This is a genomic window from Franconibacter pulveris (genome assembly GCF_056780215.1).
Genome location: NZ_CM165555.1, coordinates 3,684,990 through 3,705,805 on the forward strand (window position 1 = coordinate 3,684,990; position 20,816 = coordinate 3,705,805).

Annotated in this window: 16 protein-coding genes and 5 tRNA genes; 2 read left to right on the forward strand and 19 right to left on the reverse strand. The window is 55.6% G+C overall.

What is annotated here, in order from left to right; translation table 11 throughout:
• Window positions 1–26: 26 nt before the first annotated feature.
• The 16 genes from ACU4F7_RS17375 to mltB all read right to left on the reverse strand — a co-directional run bounded on the left by ACU4F7_RS17375 (window position 27) and on the right by mltB (window position 14,707).
• Window positions 27–2,618 carry a bifunctional diguanylate cyclase/phosphodiesterase gene (locus ACU4F7_RS17375; RefSeq protein WP_481637435.1) on the reverse strand — a complete coding sequence of 864 codons (2,592 nt, stop codon included), beginning with the start codon at window positions 2,616–2,618 and terminating at the stop codon, window positions 27–29.
• Between the two features lie 444 nt (window positions 2,619–3,062).
• A complete protein-coding gene (gene luxS, locus ACU4F7_RS17380; protein WP_029590950.1) occupies window positions 3,063–3,578 on the reverse strand; it encodes an S-ribosylhomocysteine lyase in 516 nt (171 codons plus the stop codon).
• Window positions 3,579–3,728: 150 nt separating this feature from the next.
• Entirely contained in the window at window positions 3,729–5,285 is a 1,557-nt protein-coding gene (gene gshA, locus ACU4F7_RS17385) for a glutamate--cysteine ligase (protein ID WP_481638751.1), read from the reverse strand.
• Window positions 5,286–5,362: 77 nt separating this feature from the next.
• Window positions 5,363–5,794 (reverse strand): YqaA family protein, encoded by a 432-nt coding sequence (locus ACU4F7_RS17390; RefSeq protein ID WP_481637436.1) that lies wholly within the window; start codon window positions 5,792–5,794, stop codon window positions 5,363–5,365.
• The gene (gene yqaB, locus ACU4F7_RS17395) at window positions 5,791–6,357 is read right to left on the reverse strand and encodes a fructose-1-phosphate/6-phosphogluconate phosphatase (protein ID WP_029590953.1); all 567 of its coding nucleotides are present in this window, start codon (window positions 6,355–6,357) and stop codon (window positions 5,791–5,793) included. The genes ACU4F7_RS17390 and yqaB overlap by 4 nt, the downstream gene beginning before the upstream one ends.
• A 342-nt stretch (window positions 6,358–6,699) precedes the next feature.
• Window positions 6,700–6,776 (reverse strand) — tRNA-Arg (locus ACU4F7_RS17400).
• Window positions 6,777–7,130: 354 nt separating this feature from the next.
• Window positions 7,131–7,207 (reverse strand) — tRNA-Arg (locus tag ACU4F7_RS17405).
• A gap of 219 nt (window positions 7,208–7,426) precedes the next feature.
• A tRNA-Arg gene (locus ACU4F7_RS17410) sits at window positions 7,427–7,503 on the reverse strand.
• 84 nt (window positions 7,504–7,587) lie between these two features.
• Window positions 7,588–7,664, reverse strand: a tRNA-Arg gene (locus ACU4F7_RS17415).
• Window positions 7,665–7,668: 4 nt separating this feature from the next.
• Window positions 7,669–7,761: transfer RNA gene (locus ACU4F7_RS17420), tRNA-Ser, on the reverse strand.
• 292 nt (window positions 7,762–8,053) lie between these two features.
• Window positions 8,054–8,239 carry a carbon storage regulator CsrA gene (csrA, locus tag ACU4F7_RS17425; protein WP_000906486.1) on the reverse strand — a complete coding sequence of 62 codons (186 nt, stop codon included), beginning with the start codon at window positions 8,237–8,239 and terminating at the stop codon, window positions 8,054–8,056.
• Window positions 8,240–8,485: 246 nt separating this feature from the next.
• Window positions 8,486–11,113 carry an alanine--tRNA ligase gene (gene alaS / locus ACU4F7_RS17430; protein ID WP_481637437.1) on the reverse strand — a complete coding sequence of 876 codons (2,628 nt, stop codon included), beginning with the start codon at window positions 11,111–11,113 and terminating at the stop codon, window positions 8,486–8,488.
• A gap of 136 nt (window positions 11,114–11,249) precedes the next feature.
• Window positions 11,250–11,774 carry a recombination regulator RecX gene (gene recX / locus ACU4F7_RS17435; RefSeq protein WP_024559825.1) on the reverse strand — a complete coding sequence of 175 codons (525 nt, stop codon included), beginning with the start codon at window positions 11,772–11,774 and terminating at the stop codon, window positions 11,250–11,252.
• 48 nt (window positions 11,775–11,822) lie between these two features.
• Window positions 11,823–12,887, reverse strand: coding sequence for a recombinase RecA (gene recA / locus ACU4F7_RS17440; protein WP_029590956.1), 1,065 nt, complete (start codon window positions 12,885–12,887; stop codon window positions 11,823–11,825).
• Between the two features lie 87 nt (window positions 12,888–12,974).
• Entirely contained in the window at window positions 12,975–13,472 is a 498-nt protein-coding gene (gene pncC / locus ACU4F7_RS17445) for a nicotinamide-nucleotide amidase (protein ID WP_024557202.1), read from the reverse strand.
• 143 nt (window positions 13,473–13,615) lie between these two features.
• Window positions 13,616–14,707: a lytic murein transglycosylase B gene (mltB, locus tag ACU4F7_RS17450; protein ID WP_029590960.1), complete on the reverse strand. Its 1,092-nt coding sequence runs from the start codon at window positions 14,705–14,707 to the stop codon at window positions 13,616–13,618.
• A 415-nt stretch (window positions 14,708–15,122) separates the two neighbouring features.
• Between mltB and mutS the strand changes: the two genes are divergently transcribed.
• A complete protein-coding gene (mutS, locus tag ACU4F7_RS17455) occupies window positions 15,123–17,690 on the forward strand; it encodes a DNA mismatch repair protein MutS (RefSeq protein ID WP_481637438.1) in 2,568 nt (855 codons plus the stop codon).
• Window positions 17,691–17,876: 186 nt separating this feature from the next.
• Here the strand turns inward: mutS and ACU4F7_RS17460 are convergent, their stop codons facing one another.
• Genes ACU4F7_RS17460 through ACU4F7_RS17470 form a run of 3 tightly spaced genes read right to left on the reverse strand, consistent with a single transcriptional unit; the run spans window position 17,877 to window position 20,159 of the window.
• Window positions 17,877–18,113 carry a non-oxidative hydroxyarylic acid decarboxylases subunit D gene (locus ACU4F7_RS17460; protein WP_481637439.1) on the reverse strand — a complete coding sequence of 79 codons (237 nt, stop codon included), beginning with the start codon at window positions 18,111–18,113 and terminating at the stop codon, window positions 17,877–17,879.
• A gap of 10 nt (window positions 18,114–18,123) precedes the next feature.
• Entirely contained in the window at window positions 18,124–19,551 is a 1,428-nt protein-coding gene (locus tag ACU4F7_RS17465; RefSeq protein WP_029590963.1) for a non-oxidative hydroxyarylic acid decarboxylases subunit C, read from the reverse strand.
• Window positions 19,552–19,565: 14 nt separating this feature from the next.
• Window positions 19,566–20,159 carry a non-oxidative hydroxyarylic acid decarboxylases subunit B gene (locus tag ACU4F7_RS17470; protein ID WP_481637440.1) on the reverse strand — a complete coding sequence of 198 codons (594 nt, stop codon included), beginning with the start codon at window positions 20,157–20,159 and terminating at the stop codon, window positions 19,566–19,568.
• Between the two features lie 173 nt (window positions 20,160–20,332).
• Here ACU4F7_RS17470 and ACU4F7_RS17475 point away from each other — a divergent pair, with 173 nt between their 5' ends.
• Entirely contained in the window at window positions 20,333–20,743 is a 411-nt protein-coding gene (locus tag ACU4F7_RS17475; RefSeq protein WP_024557196.1) for a MarR family winged helix-turn-helix transcriptional regulator, read from the forward strand.
• Window positions 20,744–20,816 lie beyond the last annotated feature (73 nt).

The window sequence follows — 20,816 nt, forward strand, 5'->3', positions numbered from 1 at the left end:
ACGGCCTGGCCGGGCGGGTTTTTCTTTTAGCGCTTCTCTATTTGCGCTTTCAGCTCTTCAAGCGGCATCGGACGGCTAATCAGGTAACCCTGCGTTTCGTCGCACTGGTACATCTTCAATTGCTCCAGTTGCTCCGGCGTCTCCACCCCTTCGGCGGTGATGCTGAGCGAAAACGCTTTGCCAAGCCCAATCATATTTTCAACGATATTATTCGCGTTCTCTGAATGCGGCATGCCCGCCACGAAAGATTTATCGAGCTTGATGCCGTCGAACGGGAAGTTGCGCAGATAGCTTAACGACGAATAACCGGTGCCGAAGTCGTCGATTAACAGCCGCACCCCCAGCGCCTTCAGGCCATTCATGATCTCAAGGCTGCTCTGCGGGTTCCAGAGCGTAGCGTTTTCGGTGACTTCAAGCTCCAGACGCGCCGGGTCAAGCTTCGACGCCCGCAGCGCGTCGCGCACGCGGCCCACCAGCCCGCTGGTCTGAAACTCCACGGCGGAAATATTTACTGAGACCGACATTCCCTGCAGTTCATGCTGCGCATCGCGACAAGCCGTGTTCAGCACCCAGTCGCTGAGCGAAATGATAATCCCGGTCTCTTCCGCCAGCGGAATAAACTGATCCGGCATCAACAGGCCATGGAGGGGATGATGCCAGCGCAGCAGCGCTTCTACCGCCACCACGCGGCCCGCTTTCATGTCGTAACGCGGCTGATAAACCAGGCGGAACTGATCCTCTTTCAGCGCTTCGCGCAGGCTTTTTTCCATTTCGCGCCGCTGAACAATCTGCTCTTCCATATCGGCGCTGTAGAAAACCCAGCCGTTACGCCCGGCGCTTTTCGCTTTGTACAGGGCGATGTCGGAGTAGCGCAGCAAATCGGTGGCGTTTACCGCATCCTGCGGCGCCAGGGCGATGCCCATGCTGGCGCCGATAAAAATCTCATGTTCCTGAATATAGAGCGGGCGGCGGATTTCGCGGATGATACGCTCGCAAAGCTGGTCGAGATCCTGCTTCTGTTCGATATCCGGAATAATAAGGATAAACTCATCGCCGCCCTGGCGCGCCACCAGGTCGAACTCCCGCAGGCAGGCGCGCAGCCTCTCAGAAACCTGATGCAGCACCTGGTCCCCTACCCCATGGCCGAAGAGATCGTTGACCGGCTTAAATTTGTCGAGGTCGAGGCTAATCATCGCCAGCGGATGGTTGCGGGTAGGCATAGATTGCAGCTTCCCTTCCAGAAACTCCTTCATCCGCACCCGATTCGGCAGGCCAGTCAGCTCGTCGTGTCGCGAGAGGTATTGCACCCTTGCCTGCGCTTCCACCTCCAGCGTGACGTCGGTGGCGGTGCCGCGATAACTCAGCTCGCCTTCAGCCGTGGTGGTTGGTTTTGCCACCAGGTTGCAGTAGCGCTGATGGCCCTGCGCGGAAAAATAGCGGCAGTGCGTCAGCCCACGGTGCGCGGTCTGGCCCGGTTGCAAGAGCCAGTCGGCAAGTTCAATCTGCTCGCATTCAATAAACTGCGTTATAGGACGCCCCAGCCAGTCGTCAATACGGTGGCCGGTAATGACCGGGAAACGCTCTGAGATCCAGGTAAAGCGCAGCTGGTCGTCAGTTTCCCAGATCCAGTCGGTGGTCGCTTCCACCACGTCGCGAAAGCGCCTTTCGCTCGCCGCCAGCGCCTGACGGCTCTGCTCCAGCAGAAAATGGTTTTCGTCGTTTAGCCGGGCTTTATTCAGCGCGTTACGCATCAACCAGGCGGCCAGCAGCGCGGTCAACAGCAAAATGGACAGCAGCAGCGGCAGCACGACGACCAGCAGGTTGCGGCCAGGGTTTTCGCTGCGCCACGCCAGAGTTATCGGCGCGTTATAAAGCGCGAGCGGTAAAGCGACCTGCCGGTAATCCGCCTTACTGGACGCTTCAGTCTGTACATGCAGCTCGCGAATGCCGTACTCTTCGCCCAGTTCGCGTAACTCAGCCGGTCGCAGCTGGTCTATGAACACCAGCATGGAAGGCGGGCCTGGCAGCGGCTGCACATCCTCATCGCCGCCCGTGGTTATCCAGGCGGCAGCCACCAGCGCCGGTTGGCCGTTAACGGCAAGCGAGAGCGCCGCGGGTTCGCCAGGCTTTCTGGCAAGTTCCGCCCGCAAAGCCGCCTGCGGATGCGAGCCCGCCCACTGCTCAAGCGTAAGACGGGCGCGCTTGCCGTTCACCACGGCGTAGCGCGTATCGCCGCCCGGGCCGAGGACAAAAATGGCTTCGTAGTGAAAGTCCTCGAAAAGCGAGGCGCCAAGGTTCTGTTTTTGCCAGGCCCAGTCGGTATCCAGCGTCTTATGCAGATGCGAATAAGACTCGCCCCACTCGGCATAATCCTGCGTGTGAACTTTTATGGTCGCTTCCTGATTTTGCAGCGCTTTTTGCAACAGGTTTCGGCTCTGATCATCGGCACGGTTATTGATGTCGCAGGCAATATGCAACAGCGCCAGAATAGCTATCAGGAAAAAAGCACCTAACAGGGAAAGCATAAACATCAGCGAACGCTTTACCACCGAGGTGGTGCTGCCTGCGGAAGAGGTAAATAGTGGAGTATTCTCTTTTATTGCCAGCCATCTCATCATCGATTATCCGTATTTCCGGCGTAATGCATCTTATTATTATTGCTCCCCGCTTCACTTTTCGCCCGGCGAAAAAATTATGCGACAGGAACAGATAATAGGATGCTTTGACAGTACTTCAGGCTCGCCAGGCGGCGGCTGATAAGGCCGTGCGCCTGGCGGCCAGACAGAATAAGTGGCTTCTGAAAAAAGCGAAACAGAAATAGCGGGCTAAGAGCAAAAATAAAAGTAAGCTATTTTACTTCCGATGAGAATAATGACTTAAGAATAACCTTGCTTAAAAAAATGTTAATTCCCCCTTCACAGGTCATGCCTGGTTTTTAGCCGTTCCGTTTTTAGATAATCACCTGGGGGTTATTTTTTATAAATGATTATCAGTAACAAAACATTCTGCTGAAAATAAAAAAGGAGACGCAAAGGTCTCCTTTTTCACATGACGGGCACTGACTAGATATGCAGTTCCTGCAGCTTTTCTTTTGGCAGCGCCAGCTCTTCGTTGCTGTTCACGCGAACATCACGATCCAGAATGTGGCGCGCAATGTCCTGCGCTTCCTGCAGCGAGTGCATCTGATAAGTACCGCACTGATACACATTCAGCTCTGGGATCTGGTTCTGATCCTTCACTTTCAGCACATCCCCCATCGCGGCTTTCCACGAATCCGCTACGCGCTGCTCATCCGGCTCGCCGATAAGGCTCATGTAGAAGCCGGTGCGGCAGCCCATCGGAGAGATATCGATAATCTCAACGCCGTTGCCGTTCAGGTGATCGCGCATGAAGCCTGCGAACAGGTGCTCCAGAGTATGGATGCCTTTCTCCGGCATGACTTCCTTGTTCGGCACGCAAAAACGCAGGTCAAAAACGGTAATGGTATCCCCGTGCGGCGTATGCATCGTTTTGGCTACGCGAACAGCAGGCGCTTCCATACGGGTATGGTCGACAGTGAAGCTATCCAATAACGGCATCTGGTCACCTCCGATAAGTGATTTTTTTTAAATTAAACTGAACTCTTGGTTCCGGGGCGAGTCTGAACATATGAAAGACGCGCATTTGTTATCATCATCCCTGTTCACAGAGATGAAAATTCGGCCACAGTGATGTGGCCTTTTTCTTTTTCAGGCCTGCTTCGCCAGCCACGCTTCAAACGGCTCGCGGTCGTTTTCTTCAATTTCGCGCTGGCGCTGCCAGGAGGCGTCGTGCTCTTTCGCGAAATCCTCCTCCGAAAGCACTTCCAGCGGCTCTTCGCGCAGCATGGCGCGGTACTGTTCCGCCAGCGCAAGGCCGGTGCCGCCGATGCCATTATCAATCATAGAACGCAAAATACGCGCCGAATAGGTTAATTCCGGGTCGTCAAAGCAGGCGACAAGCTGGTCGCAGACCTGCTGGTATTCATGATTGCCGGCGATGTTATCAAGCGTGACGGCGACGCGTCGCAAATCCTTAAAGAGATCCTGACCGACTTCGCTCAGCGGATGCTGTGCGGTTTCGCAGCCCATTCCGAGCGTCAGGCCTGGCTTACGCCCTTCCAGAATCACGCGGTTCCAGTTTTTACGCGTACAGAGCAACTCGTCGCTGCTCATTTCCGGCGCATCGGCCAGCACGCACCAGACCATAAAGAGATCCAGGAAGCGCACTTGCTGCTCGTCCACGCCAATCGGCGAGAAAGGGTTAATGTCGAGCGAACGCACTTCAATGTATTCGATACCGCCGCGCAGCAGCGCATCGGACGGCGATTCGCCTTCGCGGGTCACGCGTTTCGGACGGATTGGCGCATAAAGCTCGTTCTCAATCTGCAATATATTGGTGTTGATTTGCAGATGCTTGCCATCCTTCACTAACCCCATGCGCGCATACTCCTCGGAAGGGGTTTTGATCGCGCGCTTCAGTCCTGCCACATAGGTCTGCAAATCGTTAAACGTAATTCCGAGATTGCTTTGCGACTTATTGGTATAACCGAGATCGCTCAGGCGCAGCGAGGTAGCGTAAGGCAGATAGTACATGCCGCTTTCGGTCTTTTCGAAAGGCAGCGTCGTCGGCTTGCCTTGCAGAAACGAAGGACAAATCGCAGGCGAAGCGCCAAACAGGTACGGGATCACCCAGCCAAAACGGTAATAGTTGCGAATAAGGCGGAAGTAGCCTGCGGAGATCGCTTCTTTGCCGCTTTGCGCATCCTGCACGCCGCATTTCGCCTGCCAGAAGGCCATCGGCAGCGAGAAGTTGTAATGCACGCCGGAGATAGTCTGCATCAGCGCGCCGTAGCGGTTTTTCAACCCTTCGCGATACAGCGTTTTAAACCGCCCGATATTAGAGGTGCCGTACTGGGCGAGCTCAATGTTCTGCCCGTCTTTAACATAGCAAGGCATGCTAAGCGGCCACATGCGCTCATCGCCCAACGCCCGCGCCGTGACGCGATGAATATCACGCATGACGGTCAGCATATGGTCGATATCGCCATCAACCGGCGTGATAAATTCAAGAAGGGCTTCGGCGAAGTCCGTCGTGATCCACTTATGGGTTAGCGCTGAACCCAGGCTTTCCGGATGGCCGGTGGTCGCCAGCTGGCCTTCGGGCGTAACGCGCAGCGTCTCACGCTCCAGACCGCGGCGAATGCCTTGCAATGCCTGAGGATGTTTTTCCAGCCAGGCCAGCGCCTGTGATACGTCCGGGATCAATTTGACCTCCCGCCTGTCGAAATCATTTTTATTAAGCATAATTGTAATGGTTGACGATTAAAGGTCACTCAAGCAATTCAATTGTGCCACCACGTTATCCCTTGTAACGTCGCTACGGCCACCACCAGATAGCGTAGCGCCTTGCCAAGGCACAAAAAGAAGATAACCGGTCCCCATGAAAGACGCAGCCACCCTGCCAGCAGGCAGAGCAGATCGCCTATCGCAGGTAACCAGCTTAGTAGCAGCGCCGCCGGGCCAAATCGTTGCAGCAAAGCGAGCGCTTTTCGCTGCCAGCGCGATGATTCGCGCTGCGGCAAAAGCCGTCCAAGAATAACGTTAGTCAGCCCTCCGAGGCTATTACCGATTGTTGCTATTAAAATTAACAGCCAGGGCTGACTCTTCTCGGCGAGCAGCAATGCCGCCAATACCACTTCTGAACTGCCCGGCAGAAGCGTGGCGCTAAGAAAACTACTCGCGAACAGGGAAGCGAGCGACAGTACGTCGCTCACAATAAGCGAACGTCCACCGCATCCATCCCGGCAAGGCGCGCGGCCTGGAGGCCGAAATCGGCGTCTTCAAACACCACGCATTTTTCCGGCGCCACGCCCATTAATTTCGCGCAGAGCAGAAAGGTGTCGGGGGCGGGTTTATGGTTTTCAACATGATCGGCCGCGACAACGGCAGTGAAATACTTTCGCAGACCAAGGTGATTGAGCAAGGCTTCCGCGATATCGCTTTCGCTGCCGGTGCCGACAGAAAGCGGACGACGGCCATACCAGGCTTTCACCACGTCGACCAGCGGCAACGGCTGCACGGTATCCAGCAACATCGAGCGCACCGCTGCTGTTTTTTCCTGCGCCAGTGCGTGAGGGTCAAGATTGGCCTGATTAAGCTCAATGATAGTCTGAGCGATACGCCAGGTTGGCGAACCGTTAAGCATCACCAGCGCTTCTTCGTCGTAATGCATGCCGTAGCGTCCCAGCACGTCGCGCCAGGCTTTACGGTGAGTCGGTTCGGTATCGAGGATGGTGCCATCCATATCGAAAATCAGCCCGTCGTAACGATCGTACATCATGCCCTCATTCACTAAAGGTAAGGATGTTACTTTAACGTAAACAGGAAAGATTGTCGCTTTTTAGGAGGTGGCTTAAAGGCTTAGAAGCTAACAGAGAAGGAGGACGCGAAAAGAGAACAGGAGTTTTATTAATAACATGAGGGAGTAGATGATTGCGGTGGGTCGCTTATCATGTCAGCTGCTTTTACTGACGATCAGGAAGAATGGTGCATCCGGGAGGATTATTCGGCTTCGCTTCACCCTTACGGGCCGCTGCTGAAGCAGCGTTATCCTCCCTGGCGCTCGCGGTTATCATCGCTTACCACGCCATACTGTCTTTGCTGACAGCATGGAGGAAGATGGTGCATCCGGGAGGATTCGAACCTCCGACCGCTCGGTTCGTAGCCGAGTACTCTATCCAGCTGAGCTACGGATGCATCGGGATTTTACTGATTTGCTTCTGGCTTACGGCTATACCGCTTGCCATGCCACACTGTCTTTGCTGACAACATGGAAGAAGATGGTGCATCCGGGAGGATTATTCGGCTTCGCCTCACCCTGACGGGCCGCTGCTGAAGCAGCGTTATCCTCCCTGGCGCTCGCGGTTATCACCGCTTACCAGGCCACACTGTCTTTACTGACAACATGGAGAAGTATGGTGCATCCGGGAGGATTATTCGGCTTCGCCTCACCCTTACGGGCCGCTGCTGAAGCAGCGTTATCCTCCCTGGCGCTCGCGGTTATCACCGCTTACCAGGCCACACTGCCTTTACTGACAACATGGAGAAGTATGGTGCATCCGGGAGGATTCGAACCTCCGACCGCTCGGTTCGTAGCCGAGTACTCTATCCAGCTGAGCTACGGATGCATCGGGATTGTACTGCTTTGCTTCTGGCTTACGGCTATCACCGCTTGCCATGCCATTCTGTCTTTGCTGACAGCATGGAGGAAGATGGTGCATCCGGGAGGATTATTCGGCTTCGCCTCCCCTTACGGGCCGCTGCTGAAGCAGCGTTATCCTCCCTGGCGCTCGCGGTTATCACCGCTTACCAGGCCATACTGTCGTTGCTGACAACATGGAGAAGTATGGTGCATCCGGGAGGATTCGAACCTCCGACCGCTCGGTTCGTAGCCGAGTACTCTATCCAGCTGAGCTACGGATGCATCGGGATTTTACTGCTTCGCTTCTGGCTTACGGCTATACCGTTTGCCATGCCACACTGTCATTGCTGACAACATGGAAGAAGATGGTGCATCCGGGAGGATTCGAACCTCCGACCGCTCGGTTCGTAGCCGAGTACTCTATCCAGCTGAGCTACGGATGCAAAATGGCGGTGAGGGGGGGATTCGAACCCCCGATGCAGCTTTTGACCGCATACTCCCTTAGCAGGGGAGCGCCTTCAGCCTCTCGGCCACCTCACCACACGCCTCTTACGAGTGCTTCGAAGAACTTGTTTCTGCTCATCGTCGCTGCGTGGCGCACATATTACTTTCTGAGACTTATAAGTCAAACAATTTTTCCCGCCCCTTAATCGTTTGCACATTTCACAAACAATCCGCCTGCTTTGCCAACAAAACGGGTGTTTTATCAACATAGAAAAGCGTGCCGGGAAGGATCAGGGCAAGGAAAAGGAAATCGCGAAGAGACGACTGAAGGGGGAAATAAGGCAAGAAAAAGGGGGCGCCTCGCCAGCTCTCAGCGAGACGCGATAACTCAGTAACTGGACTGTTGCGATTTTTCAGCCTGGATACGCTGGTAGATCTCTTCACGGTGTACAGAAACTTCTTTCGGGGCGTTAACACCGATACGTACCTGGTTTCCTTTTACCCCAAGCACAGTCACGGTCACCTCATCCCCAATCATGAGTGTCTCACCAACTCGACGAGTCAGAATCAGCATTCTTTGCTCCTTGAAAGATTAAAAGAGTCGGGTCTCTCTGTATCCCGGCATTATCCATCATATAACGCCAAAAAGTAAGCGATGACAAACACATGGAGTGTAAGCAGTCACGGCATTACATTCTGTTAAACCTAAGTTTAGCCGATCCAGAAAAATTCAACCCGACTTTATCGTTATAGATAGCGTAGCGACGAAAACGCCATAACGGCAAATCCGTTATGGCGCCCCGCTCACGCTTCACTGTTATTACAGCTTAGCTGTTACCCAATTTTCGACACTTGCCAGCGCCGCAGGCAGAGCCTGCGCATCGGTACCGCCAGCTTGCGCCATATCAGGACGTCCGCCGCCTTTCCCGCCGACCTGCTGGGCGACCATGCCCACCAGCTCACCGGCCTTAACGCGATCCGTCACATCTTTCGACACGCCTGCGATAAGAGAAACCTTACCTTCAGACACGGTGGCCAGCACGATAACCGCTGTGCCCAGCTGGTTTTTCAGGTCGTCAACCATAGTGCGCAGCATTTTCGGCTCAACGCCGCTGAGTTCGCTTACCAGCAGTTTAACGCCTTTAATCTCCTGCGCTTTGCTGGTCAGAGAGGCGCTTTCCTGAGCGGCCTGCTGCGCTTTCAACTGCTGCAGCTCTTTTTCCAGCTGACGGGTGCGATCCAGCATGGCGCGCACTTTGTCATTCAGGTTCTGGCTATCGCCTTTCAGCAGTTGCGCAATGTCATGCAGTTGCTCATTCTGCGCATGCACCATCGCCAGCGCGCCTTCCCCGGTAACCGCTTCAATACGGCGAACGCCTGCAGCAGTGCCGGATTCAGAAACAATGCGGAAAAGACCGATATCGCCAGTACGGCTGGCGTGGGTGCCGCCGCACAGCTCAGTAGAGAAATCGCCCATGCTGAGCACGCGTACGCGCTCGTCATATTTCTCGCCAAAGAGCGCCATCGCGCCTTTCGCTTTCGCCGCTTCGAGCTCCATGATATTGGTCTCGACTGGCAAATTACGGCGGATCTGGGCGTTGACGATATCTTCCACCGCACGAATCTCTTCCGGCTTCATCGCTTCAAAATGCGAGAAGTCGAAGCGCAAGCCTTTATCGTTAACCAGCGAGCCCTTCTGCGCTACATGGGTGCCCAGCACCTGACGCAGCGCCGCATGCATAAGGTGAGTCGCGGAGTGGTTAAGGCGAATGCGCTCGCGGCGCGCCTCATCAACTTCCGCTTTCACGCCATCGCCAACCTTCAACGCGCCTTGCGCCAGTTTGCCGATATGGCCGATAGCCTGACCATATTTCTGCGTATCGTTCACGGTGAAGACAAAGCCGTTGCCTTTCAGCTCGCCTTTATCGCCGACCTGGCCGCCGGATTCGCCATAGAAAGGCGTTTCGTCCAGCACCACTACGCCATCCTGGCCCGCGCTAATCTGCTCAACCGCTTTGCCATCGACAAACAGCGCGGTGACTTTTGCAGTCAGCTCGGTATGGTCGTAGCCCTTGAACTCCGAAGCGGAGTCAACGCGGATCATGGCGTTGTAGTCTGCACCAAAGCCGCTGGACTCGCGTGCGCGACGGCGTTGCTCTTCCATCGCCGCTTCAAAGCCTTTTTCATCCACTTTGATGTTGCGTTCACGGCAAACGTCTGCGGTCAGATCGACCGGGAAGCCATAGGTATCGTACAGGCGGAAGGCGGTTTCCCCGTCCAGCGTGTCGCCTTTAAGGTTCGCCAGCTCTTCGTCCAGCAGCGCCAGGCCGCGCTCAAGCGTACGGGCAAACTGCTCTTCTTCGGTTTTCAGAACCTGTTCAACCTGCGCCTGCTGGCGTTTCAGGTCTTCACCGGCAGGACCCATAACTTCGATAAGCGGAGCGACCAGCTTATAGAAGAACGTGTCTTTAGCGCCCAGCATGTTGCCATGACGGACCGCACGACGGATGATGCGGCGCAGCACATAACCGCGGTTCTCGTTAGACGGGATCACGCCGTCTGCGATAAGGAATGCGCACGAGCGAATATGGTCAGCGATAACGCGCAGCGATTTATTGGAGAGGTCGGTTGCGCCAGTTACTTTCGCGACGGCTTCAATCAGCGTGCGGAAGAGATCGATTTCATAGTTGGAGTTAACGTGTTGCAGCACCGCAGCGATACGCTCAAGACCCATGCCGGTATCCACGGACGGCTTCGGCAGCGGTTCCATGGTGCCATCAGCCTGGCGGTTGAACTGCATAAACACGATATTCCAGATCTCGATATAACGATCGCCATCTTCTTCCGGGCTCCCCGGAGGACCACCCCAGATGTGATCACCGTGATCGTAGAAAATTTCGGTGCACGGGCCGCAGGGACCGGTATCGCCCATCTGCCAGAAGTTGTCGGATGCGTACGGGCCGCCCTTGTTATCGCCGATGCGGATAATGCGCTCGCGCGGAATACCGACTTCTTTTTCCCAGATTTCGTAAGCTTCGTCGTCCGTCTCATAGACGGTCACCCACAGACGTTCTTTCGGCAGGTTGAACCACTGCTCGCCGGTCAACAGTTCCCAGGCGTATTGAATGGCGTCATGTTTGAAGTAGTCGCCAAAGCTGAAGTTACCCAGCATTTCGAAAAAGGTGTGGTGACGCGCGGTGTAACCGACGTTTTCCAGATCGTTGTGCTTACCACCTGCGCGAACGCAGCGCTGCGCAGTGGTGGCGCGGGAATAATTACGCTTGTCGAGACCAAGGAAAACATCCTTGAACTGGTTCATCCCTGCGTTGGTAAACAGCAAAGTCGGGTCGTTGTTAGGTACAAGGGAGCTGCTCGCAACTACCTGATGGCCTTTACTATGGAAAAAATCGAGAAACGCCTGACGGATCTCAGCGGTGCTCTTGCTCATAATTATCCTGAAATCAAGCTAACGAAATGTCGTCGCCCGGCGTAACGTACGGAGTACGCAAACATTACCGGGCTTAACGGAAAAAAGTGGGAATAAGATAAGTTTTCTTCACAGGGAAGTAAAATCCCGTATGGCTTCAGGAAGCAAAATTTCGGTATAAGTCCTGAATGTCTTCCATATAGTAGCCACGATATAGCAAAAAACGCTGCACTTTGGCTTTTTCCGGGTACTGTTTTGGTAAAGGCGAACCGAATTTTCGCTCCGCCTGCTCGCGCGCCAACGTGCCCCAGTCGATATCGCACTCCGCCAGCGCAGATTCACACTGCGCACGTGAAATGCCCTTCTGCTGTAGCTCCTGGCGAATACGCTGCGGGCCGTAACCCTTACGGCTGCGGCTGGCGATAAACTGCGCGGCGAAACGTTCGTCATCAAGCCAGCGATGCTCATAGCACCAGGCGATGACCTGATCGATCTCTTCAGCGGTAGGTTCGGGGTCTGTTTCGGCGACCTGGCGGGACTCTTGTTGACGCGGTTTAACTGGCGAAGGCGTTGTCAGCTTGCGGCGTAACTCCTGCTCGCTGTGGTCGCGCATAGCGAGGATGCGCGTAGCGCGATCGAGAAGGCGGGCGTAAGCAGTGCGGCGGGAAGTGGCGTCAGTCATAAGCAATCAGGGAAACAAAAAAGGGCTGCATTCGCAGCCCTTATAGCATTAAAACTCTTCGTTTGTCTCTTCGGCGTCGTCGCCACCGTCTTCAGCGGCGAAGGCCGGGATAGCGTCGTGGTTATTGAGCAGCAGCTCGCGCAGCTTTTTCTCAATCTCTTCCGCCATCGGCTTGTTCTCTTTGAGGAAGTTGGTCGCGTTAGCTTTACCCTGACCAATTTTCTCGCCGTTGTAGCTGTACCATGCACCCGCTTTTTCAATCAGCTTGTGCTTCACGCCCAGGTCAACCAGCTCGCCGTAGAAGTTGATGCCTTCACCGTAAAGGATCTGGAATTCAGCTTGCTTAAACGGCGCGGCCACTTTGTTTTTGACCACTTTAACGCGGGTTTCGCTGCCGATAACGTCATCGCCCTCTTTCACCGCGCCGATGCGGCGAATATCCAGACGAACGGAAGCGTAGAACTTCAGCGCGTTACCGCCGGTGGTGGTTTCCGGGTTACCGAACATCACGCCAATCTTCATACGGATCTGGTTGATGAAGATAAGCAGGGTGTTAGAGTTTTTCAGGTTACCCGCCAGCTTACGCATCGCCTGGCTCATCATACGCGCCGCAAGGCCCATGTGAGAGTCGCCGATTTCGCCTTCGATTTCCGCTTTTGGCGTCAGCGCCGCAACGGAGTCGACAACGAGCACGTCTACGGCGCCGGAGCGCGCCAGAGCGTCACAGATTTCCAGCGCCTGCTCGCCGGTATCAGGCTGAGAGCAGAGCAGATTGTCGATATCTACGCCCAGCTTACGCGCATACACCGGATCGAGCGCATGTTCCGCATCGATAAAGGCGCACGTCTTGCCAGCACGCTGTGCCGCGGCGATAACCTGCAGCGTCAGCGTGGTTTTACCAGACGATTCCGGACCGTAGATTTCCACGATACGGCCCATCGGCAAACCACCGGCACCCAGCGCGATATCCAGAGAGAGTGAACCGGTAGAGATGGTTTCCACATCCATAGTGCGGTCTTCACCCAGGCGCATGATGGAGCCTTTGCCGAATTGCTTTTCAATCTGGCCAAGTGCTGCCGCTAACGCCTTTTGCTTGTTTTCGTCGATAGCCATTTTTACTCCTGTCATGCAGGGTGAAGCACTATGCGCCACGCTGCCTTTGTTTCTGTTGCAGCCATTATACTGTATGGCTATACAGTATCAAGCTTTTTGTCGAATGTTTTGCCACAGCGTCTGTAGGGCAAAAACCGTGGCCTGACGCCGCACCGCTTCACGATCGCCAGGAAAATTTTGCAGGTAAGTTCGCACCTCGCCCTGGTCATTCGCGATGCCGAACCAGACGGTGCCGACAGGCTTTTGCGCGCTGCCGCCATCCGGCCCTGCAATGCCGCTGACAGAGACCGCCCAGGTCGCGGCGGCGGCATTCAATGCCCCCAGCGCCATCTGACGCACAACCGGCTCGCTCACTGCGCCATGCGCCTCAAGCGTGGCGCCGTCGACGCCAATCATCTGCTGCTTGGCTTCATTACTGTAGGTAACAAATCCGCGTTCAAACCAGGCGGAGCTGCCGGCGATATCGGTAATCATCTTAGCCACCCACCCGCCAGTGCAGGATTCAGCCGTCGTCACCGTTGCGCCGAGTTGGCGCAACGCTTCGCCAAGTTGCTGACTTAATTGCATCATTTCGCGGTCATTCATGACAGCTCCGATTGTAAGCAGATCCCATGTTTGACAATAGCACTTCCCCTTTGTTGCAGAGGATTACATTGCGTTTTTCGGGCTAAATTCAAGGTTAGCGCAGGCAAAAAAGGAGATTCCCGCGCCGGGACGCGGGAAGAAAATTACTGAATGCGAGCCAGCGCGACCGCCTGGCCCAGTTGCCAGACCGCCATCGCATAATGCGTGCTGTGGTTATAGCGGGTGATTGCATAAAAATTCGGCAGCCCGTACCAGTACTGGTAACCCGTGCCGATGTCCAGACGCAGCAGGCTCGCCTCCTGATGATTGCCGATCGGTTGCTGCGGTGTTAAACCCGCCACAGCAAGCTGGCTGACGCTGTATTTCGTTTTAAAGCCATTCTCAAGGCCAGGCGCCTGACCGTTTGCCGGTACGGCCACCGCATCGCCCTTCACCCAGCCATGTTCTTTAAAGTAGTTCGCTACGCTGCCAATGGCATCGACCGGATCCCAGAGATTGATATGACCATCGCCATTGAAATCCACCGCATACTCTTTGTAAGAAGAGGGCATAAACTGACCATACCCCATCGCGCCCGCAAATGAGCCTTTCAGCGCCAGCGGATCGTCCCCTTCATCGCGCGCCATCAGCAAGAAGGTTTCCAGTTCGCTGGCAAAGTAATCTGCGCGGCGAGGATATTCAAAAGCAAGCGTGGCAAGCGCATCGAGAATGCGGGTTTTCCCCATCACGCGTCCCCAGCGGGTTTCCACGCCGATAATGCCCACGATAATTTCCGGCGGCACGCCGTAAACCTGCCAGGCGCGATTAAGCGCGTCCTGATACTGGTTCCAGAACACCACGCCGTTTTGCACGTTATCCGGCGTGATAAATTTACTGCGATAGCGCAGCCATGCGCCGTTCGGCCCCGTTGGCGGCTGCGTAGTCGGCGCCTGCTGATTCATCAGGCGAAGCACATAATCCAGCCGTTTCGCCTGTGAAAGGATTTCATGCAGTTGTTGACGATCAAAACCATGCTTGCTCACCATCTTATCGATGAACTGCTGGGCGGCGGCGTTATTAGCGAAATCGCCGCTGGGCATGAGCATGTCGTGCTGAGGCTGCAGCAGAAAGCCCCCTGACGGCGCGGAGGCGGGCGCGCCGGCTGTGGCGGCGACCGCTTGCGTTTTTGGCTTGCTGCTGCAAGCGGAAAGAAGAACAAGTGTCGATAATAAGGCGGCGTAGCGACGCTTAAGCATGAAATATCCCTATGGCATTCGAAGACAAGTGGCACTAATGGTAGATCATCTCAAGCCAGCCGAGAAAGCGCCGCACGCATCCATCAGGCAGCTTTATTGATCGTTTGCTGATAAGCCTGAAAAAGCGGGTTGATATTGCAGGTTTTATCTTTTCCTCGCGATCCTGGACGAAATGCGCCGCCTATCGCAATTCGCCTAAATCTGAAGCGCTAAACGCGCTAAAGCTTGCGAAACAACTCGCAAGCTTCGTCTTCTCCCCTCCCCTGTTTCTTTTTACGCTGCTACTGTCAGCGACGTTTAAGGGAAACAGGATTGCGCGCTCTGCGGATGAAAGCAGGGGATTATCAATGATAAGATGGCCGTTTCTACAGGGCATCGCAGGCCGTACCTCGCTTCAAGAAATGAGCAAAATCAAATGACTGAGTCTATCGATAAGGACTTTTCCGACCATACCCCCATGATGCAGCAGTATCTGAAGCTCAAGGCGCAGCACCCGGATATCTTGCTGTTCTACCGCATGGGCGATTTCTACGAGCTGTTTTATGACGACGCGAAACGCGCCTCTCAGCTCATGGATATTTCGCTGACGAAACGCGGCGCTTCGGCGGGAGAGCCAATTCCCATGGCGGGCGTGCCGCATCACGCGGTGGAAAACTATCTGGCGAAGCTGGTGAGCCTTGGCGAGTCGGTAGCGATTTGCGAACAGATTGGCGACCCGGCGACCACGAAAGGCCCCGTGGAACGCAAAGTGGTGCGTATCGTTACGCCTGGCACCATCAGCGACGAAGCGCTGCTGCAGGAGCGTCAGGATAACCTGCTGGCGGCTATCTGGCAGGACAGCCGCGGCTTTGGCTACGCTACGCTTGATATCAGTTCCGGTCGCTTTCGCTTAACGGAGCCGGAAGACCGTGAAACCATGGCGGCGGAGTTGCAGCGCACCAATCCGGCAGAGCTGCTGTATGCCGAAGATTTTGCGGAAATGGCGTTGATTGAAGGCCGCCGCGGCCTGCGTCGCCGTCCGTTGTGGGAGTTTGAAATCGAAACGGCGCGCCAGCAGTTAAACCTGCAATTCGGCACGCGTGACCTGGTGGGCTTCGGCGTAGAGAATGCAGTACGCGGCCTCTGCGCGGCGGGCTGCCTGCTTCAGTATGTGAAAGATACGCAGCGCACCTCCCTGCCTCACATTCGCTCTATCACCATGGAGCGCCAGCAGGATGGCATCATCATGGATGCCGCCACGCGCCGTAACCTTGAGATAACCCAAAACCTGGCGGGGGGCATCGAAAACACCCTCGCCTCGGTGCTGGACTGCACCGTAACGCCAATGGGCAGTCGTATGCTCAAGCGCTGGCTGCATATGCCGGTACGTGACGTAGCCGTGCTGTCGCATCGTCAGCAGGCCATCAACGCATTAATGGACCTGGCGGGAGATGTGCAGCCGGTGTTGCGTCAGGTTGGCGATCTGGAACGCATTCTCGCGCGTCTTGCGCTACGCACCGCTCGCCCGCGCGACCTGGCGCGTATGCGCCACGCTTTCCAGCAGTTGCCTGCGCTAAGGGAAATACTGGCCCAAAGCGACGCCAGTTACGTACAGACTCTGCGTGAAAACATGGGCGAGTTTACCGAGCTTCGCGAACTGCTGGAGCGGGCGATTATCGAAGCGCCGCCCGTGCTGGTGCGCGACGGCGGCGTCATTGCGCCGGGTTATAACGAAGAGCTCGACGAATGGCGCGCGCTGGCGGACGGAGCGACCGATTACCTCGACCGGCTGGAAATCCGCGAGCGCGAGAAGCTGGGGCTGGATACGCTAAAAGTCGGCTTCAACGCCGTACACGGTTATTACATTCAGGTGAGCCGCGGGCAGAGCCACCTGGTGCCTATCCATTATGTCCGCCGCCAGACCCTGAAAAACGCCGAACGCTATATCATTCCAGAGCTTAAAGAGTACGAAGACAAAGTACTTACCTCAAAAGGCAAAGCGCTGGGGCTGGAGAAGCAGCTTTATGACGAGCTTTTTGACCTGCTGCTTCCCCACCTGCCGGCGCTGCAAAAGAGCGCCGCGGCGCTGGCGGAACTGGACGTATTAGCCAACCTCGCCGAACGTGCCGAAACGCTGAATTACACTTGCCCGACGCTGACCGATAAACCTGGCATTCGCCTGGTGGAAGGGCGTCATCCGGTGGTGGAACGCGTCTTGAACGAGCCGTTTATCGCTAACCCGCTGAATCTTTCACCGCAGAGACGGATGCTTATCATCACCGGTCCGAATATGGGCGGTAAAAGTACCTATATGCGCCAGACCGCGCTGATCGTGCTGATGGCCTATATCGGCAGTTTCGTTCCTGCGCAGCGGGCGGAGATAGGCCCGATTGACCGCATCTTCACTCGCGTCGGCGCGGCGGACGATCTCGCCTCCGGACGTTCCACTTTCATGGTGGAGATGACCGAGACGGCGAACATTCTGCATAACGCCACCGAGCACAGCCTGGTGTTGATGGATGAAATAGGCCGCGGCACCTCCACCTATGACGGGCTTTCGCTCGCCTGGGCCTGCGCGGAAAGTCTGGCGAACCGCATTAAGGCGATGACGCTGTTCGCGACCCACTATTTCGAACTCACCCAGCTGCCAGAAAAAATGGAAGGGGTGGCGAATGTGCACCTGGACGCGATTGAGCATGGCGACACCATCGCCTTTATGCACAGCGTGCAGGACGGCGCCGCCAGTAAAAGCTACGGTCTCGCGGTAGCCGCGCTGGCTGGCGTGCCGAAAGAGGTGATTAAGCGTGCGCGCCAGAAACTGCGCGAACTGGAAAGCCTCTCAGGGAATGCCGCCGCCACGCAGATAGACGGCACGCAGATGTCGCTGCTGACGCCCGCGGAAGAAACCTCACCTGCGGTGGAAGCGCTGGAAAATCTTGATCCGGATTCGCTTACGCCCCGTCAGGCGCTGGAGTGGATCTATCGCCTGAAAAACCTGGTGTAACGCTGGAACAATGGCGGGTGGCGCTTCGCTACCCGCCTTGCGACAGTCTTAAGCATGGTAAAAATGCTTCGCTTATCTGTCTTACGGTTATCCCATATTAAGCACGGCAGATTTTGCGCGGGCGAAAGTAAAAAGACGGGCAGAGTGCGCCTCTCCCGTCTTTTTGATAATTCGCCAACGCGTTTTTTACCGCTTTGATTCCGCCAGTAGCGGCGGTATCGTCGGTACTTCTGGCGCCTCATCAATCTCTTTCTGCGTCATGCGAAATGCTTCGGGATAATGCTCGCGGCTGGTCCGACGCAGCGGCTCGGTATCCCGCCAGGTGTAAAGACAGTGCTGGCACTGAAATACTGTCCAGACGCCTTTTACAGGTGACGTCGCCATCACTTCAATTTGTTCATCAGCGCAACGTGGGCAAATCATTTCTCCCTCCTTATTTACGGTTGGCGAGCATCGCGGTGAGCTTTTCAACCCACTGCGCGGTTTCCGGCAGATCTTTCACCGGTTGGCTGTAGTGCCCGCGGTTATCCGGCGCGACGGGTGTGGTGGCGTCGATAATCAGCTTGTCGGTAATTCCCGCCGGGCTTGAGCCTGGATCCAGTTCCAGCACAGACATATTTGGCAACTGCACCAGATCCCCTGCCGGGTTAACTTTGGAAGAGAGCGCCCACATCACCTGGGGCAGATCGAACGGATCGACATCTTCATCGACCATGATAACCATCTTCACATAGCCAAGGCCGTGCGGCGTGGTCATGGCGCGAAGCCCCACGGCGCGGGCAAAACCGCCATAGCGTTTTTTCGTGGAAATAATGGCAAGCAACCCGTGGGTATACATGGCGTTAACCGCCTGCACTTCCGGGAACTCTGCTTTCAGTTGCTGATAGAGCGGCACGCAGGTGGCGGGCCCCATCAGGTAGTCAATTTCAGTCCAGGGCATGCCCAGATAGAGCGATTCGAAAATCGGCTTCGTGCGATATGAAACCTTATCGATACGCACCACCGTCATATTGCGGCCACCAGAATAGTGTCCGGTAAATTCACCAAACGGCCCTTCTATTTCACGCTTGCGGCCTTCAATCACCCCTTCCAGGATCACCTCTGAGCCCCACGGCACATCAAAGCCGGTCAGCGGTGCGGTAGCGATAGGATACGGGCTTTCACGCAGCGCCCCCGCCATTTCATATTCAGATTGATCGTATTTCAGCGGCGTGGCGCCCATCAGCGTAATAATAGGATCGTTGCCAAGCGTGATAGCGACAGGCAAATCTTCGCCGCGCTCTTCGGCTTTGTGCAGATGCAGGGCGATATCATGCATCGGCACCGGTTGCAGGCCGAGCTTACGCTTGCCTTTGACTTCCATACGGTAAATGCCGACATTCTGCTTGCCGAAATGTTCAGGATCGAGGGGATCGCGCGAAACCACGCAGGCTTTATCGAGGTAAAAACCGCCATCGCCGTCGTTCAGACGAAACAGCGGCAAAATGTCGAACAGATTGATGGCTTCGCCGTCTACGCTGTTTTCCGCCCAGGGCGGATTGTCGCGACGCTCCGGCGTCACCGGAAATTTATCCCAACGACGAATAAATTCCGCAATCTGCTGTTTCACCGGCGTAGCGGGCGGAAGACCAAGCGAAATAGCGTGGTTCTGCCAGGAGCCGATAGTGTTCATCACCACTCGCGCGTCAGTAAAACCACGGATATTATCAAACCAGAGCGCCGGCGCGCCTTCGCCAATACGTCCGGTCGCGTTGGCCGCGGCGGCCAGATCTGGCTCCGCCTGCACTTCCTCGCTTATTTTCAGCAGTTGTTTCTGCTCCTCCAGCGCGCGCAGAAAGCCGCGCAAATCGTCAAAAGCCATGCGTGAATCTCCTGTTATGCATGATGTGAATTCGCTGAGCCTGCATCGTGCAGGCCTCCCCAACGCCGCGCCTGCGGATCGTTAAGCCCAAACTGATCCAGCACCCGCGCGACAATATGGCGGGTAATGTCTTCGATGGTTTTCGGATGGTTATAAAAGGCGGGCATGGGCGGCACCATTGCCACGCCCATACGGGATAGCGCCAGCATATTTTCCAGATGAATAGTACTAAGCGGCATTTCGCGCGGCACCAGCACCAGCTTGCGCCCCTCTTTCAACACCACATCGGCAGCGCGCCCAACCAGCCCTTCGGCGTAGCCGGCGCGAATACCTGCCAGCGTTTTCATGCTGCATGGAATGACAATCATGCCGTCAGTGTGAAACGACCCCGAAGAAATCGTCGCCGCCTGATCGGCGGGGCTATGTACCACATCCGCCAGCGCTGCGACTTCCCGGGCGTTATAAGGCGTTTCCAGTTCAATAGTGGTTTTGGCCCACTTCGACATCACCAGGTGCGTTTCCACTTCCGGCATCTTCCGCAGCGTTTTTAACAGCGCTACCCCAAGCGGCGCGCCAGTGGCGCCCGTCATGCCCACTATTAATCTCATCGTTACCTCTCAACATTGTTCGTATACGAACATTTTAACTAAGCCTATCGCCAGCCAGCGGCATGAACAAGCCCATAGGGGCAAAACCGCACGAATGGCTCATTTTTATAAAGGTTATAAAGGCTGCCGTAAGCGGCTATGATGGCGGGATGGACGATAAAACAGGAGCCGCCATGTATCTTCGTGAAGAGGCTTTTCACCTGCTACGCCAGCTTTTTCAACAACATACGTCACGCTGGCAGAGCGAACTGCCGGAACTGACCAAGCCGCAATATGCCGTAATGCGTGCGATTCAGGAGCAGCCGGGCATTGAACAAGTCGCGCTGACCGACGCAGCCGTCAGCACTAAAGCGACGCTGGCGGAAATGCTAAGTCGCATGGAAAGCCGCGGGCTGGTTCGACGAGAAAACGATCCGGCTGATAAGCGGCGGCGTTTTATCTATCTGACGCCGGAAGGCGAATCTCTGCTGAACGCCATTATCCCTGTAGGCAACGCGGTGGATGAACGGTTTCTGGGTAAACTGGAGGCGGATGAGCGAGCGCTTTTTACACAATTGATTGGAAAGATGATGGATAAGCAATAGCGCTTATCTTCCTGTTCTGCAAAGACCGTAACCAACGAAAATAAAAAGAAAAAGGCCGGTCATTTGACCAGCC

Bases quoted from the DNA above. Each gene is read 5' to 3' on its own strand.
- ACU4F7_RS17475 (WP_024557196.1), top strand. From the start codon at position 20,333: ATGTATCTTCGTGAAGAGGCTTTTCACCTGCTACGCCAGCTTTTTCAA.
- mutS (WP_481637438.1), top strand. From the start codon at position 15,123: ATGACTGAGTCTATCGATAAGGACTTTTCCGACCATACCCCCATGATG.
- ACU4F7_RS17470 (WP_481637440.1), bottom strand. From the start codon at position 20,159: ATGAGATTAATAGTGGGCATGACGGGCGCCACTGGCGCGCCGCTTGGG.
- ACU4F7_RS17465 (WP_029590963.1), bottom strand. From the start codon at position 19,551: ATGGCTTTTGACGATTTGCGCGGCTTTCTGCGCGCGCTGGAGGAGCAG.
- recA (WP_029590956.1), bottom strand. From the start codon at position 12,887: ATGGCTATCGACGAAAACAAGCAAAAGGCGTTAGCGGCAGCACTTGGC.
- yqaB (WP_029590953.1), bottom strand. From the start codon at position 6,357: ATGTACGATCGTTACGACGGGCTGATTTTCGATATGGATGGCACCATC.
- ACU4F7_RS17375 (WP_481637435.1), bottom strand. From the start codon at position 2,618: ATGATGAGATGGCTGGCAATAAAAGAGAATACTCCACTATTTACCTCT.
- csrA (WP_000906486.1), bottom strand. From the start codon at position 8,239: ATGCTGATTCTGACTCGTCGAGTTGGTGAGACACTCATGATTGGGGAT.
- mltB (WP_029590960.1), bottom strand. From the start codon at position 14,707: ATGCTTAAGCGTCGCTACGCCGCCTTATTATCGACACTTGTTCTTCTT.
- pncC (WP_024557202.1), bottom strand. From the start codon at position 13,472: ATGAATGACCGCGAAATGATGCAATTAAGTCAGCAACTTGGCGAAGCG.
- luxS (WP_029590950.1), bottom strand. From the start codon at position 3,578: ATGCCGTTATTGGATAGCTTCACTGTCGACCATACCCGTATGGAAGCG.
- ACU4F7_RS17460 (WP_481637439.1), bottom strand. From the start codon at position 18,113: ATGATTTGCCCACGTTGCGCTGATGAACAAATTGAAGTGATGGCGACG.
- alaS (WP_481637437.1), bottom strand. From the start codon at position 11,113: ATGAGCAAGAGCACCGCTGAGATCCGTCAGGCGTTTCTCGATTTTTTC.
- recX (WP_024559825.1), bottom strand. From the start codon at position 11,774: ATGACTGACGCCACTTCCCGCCGCACTGCTTACGCCCGCCTTCTCGAT.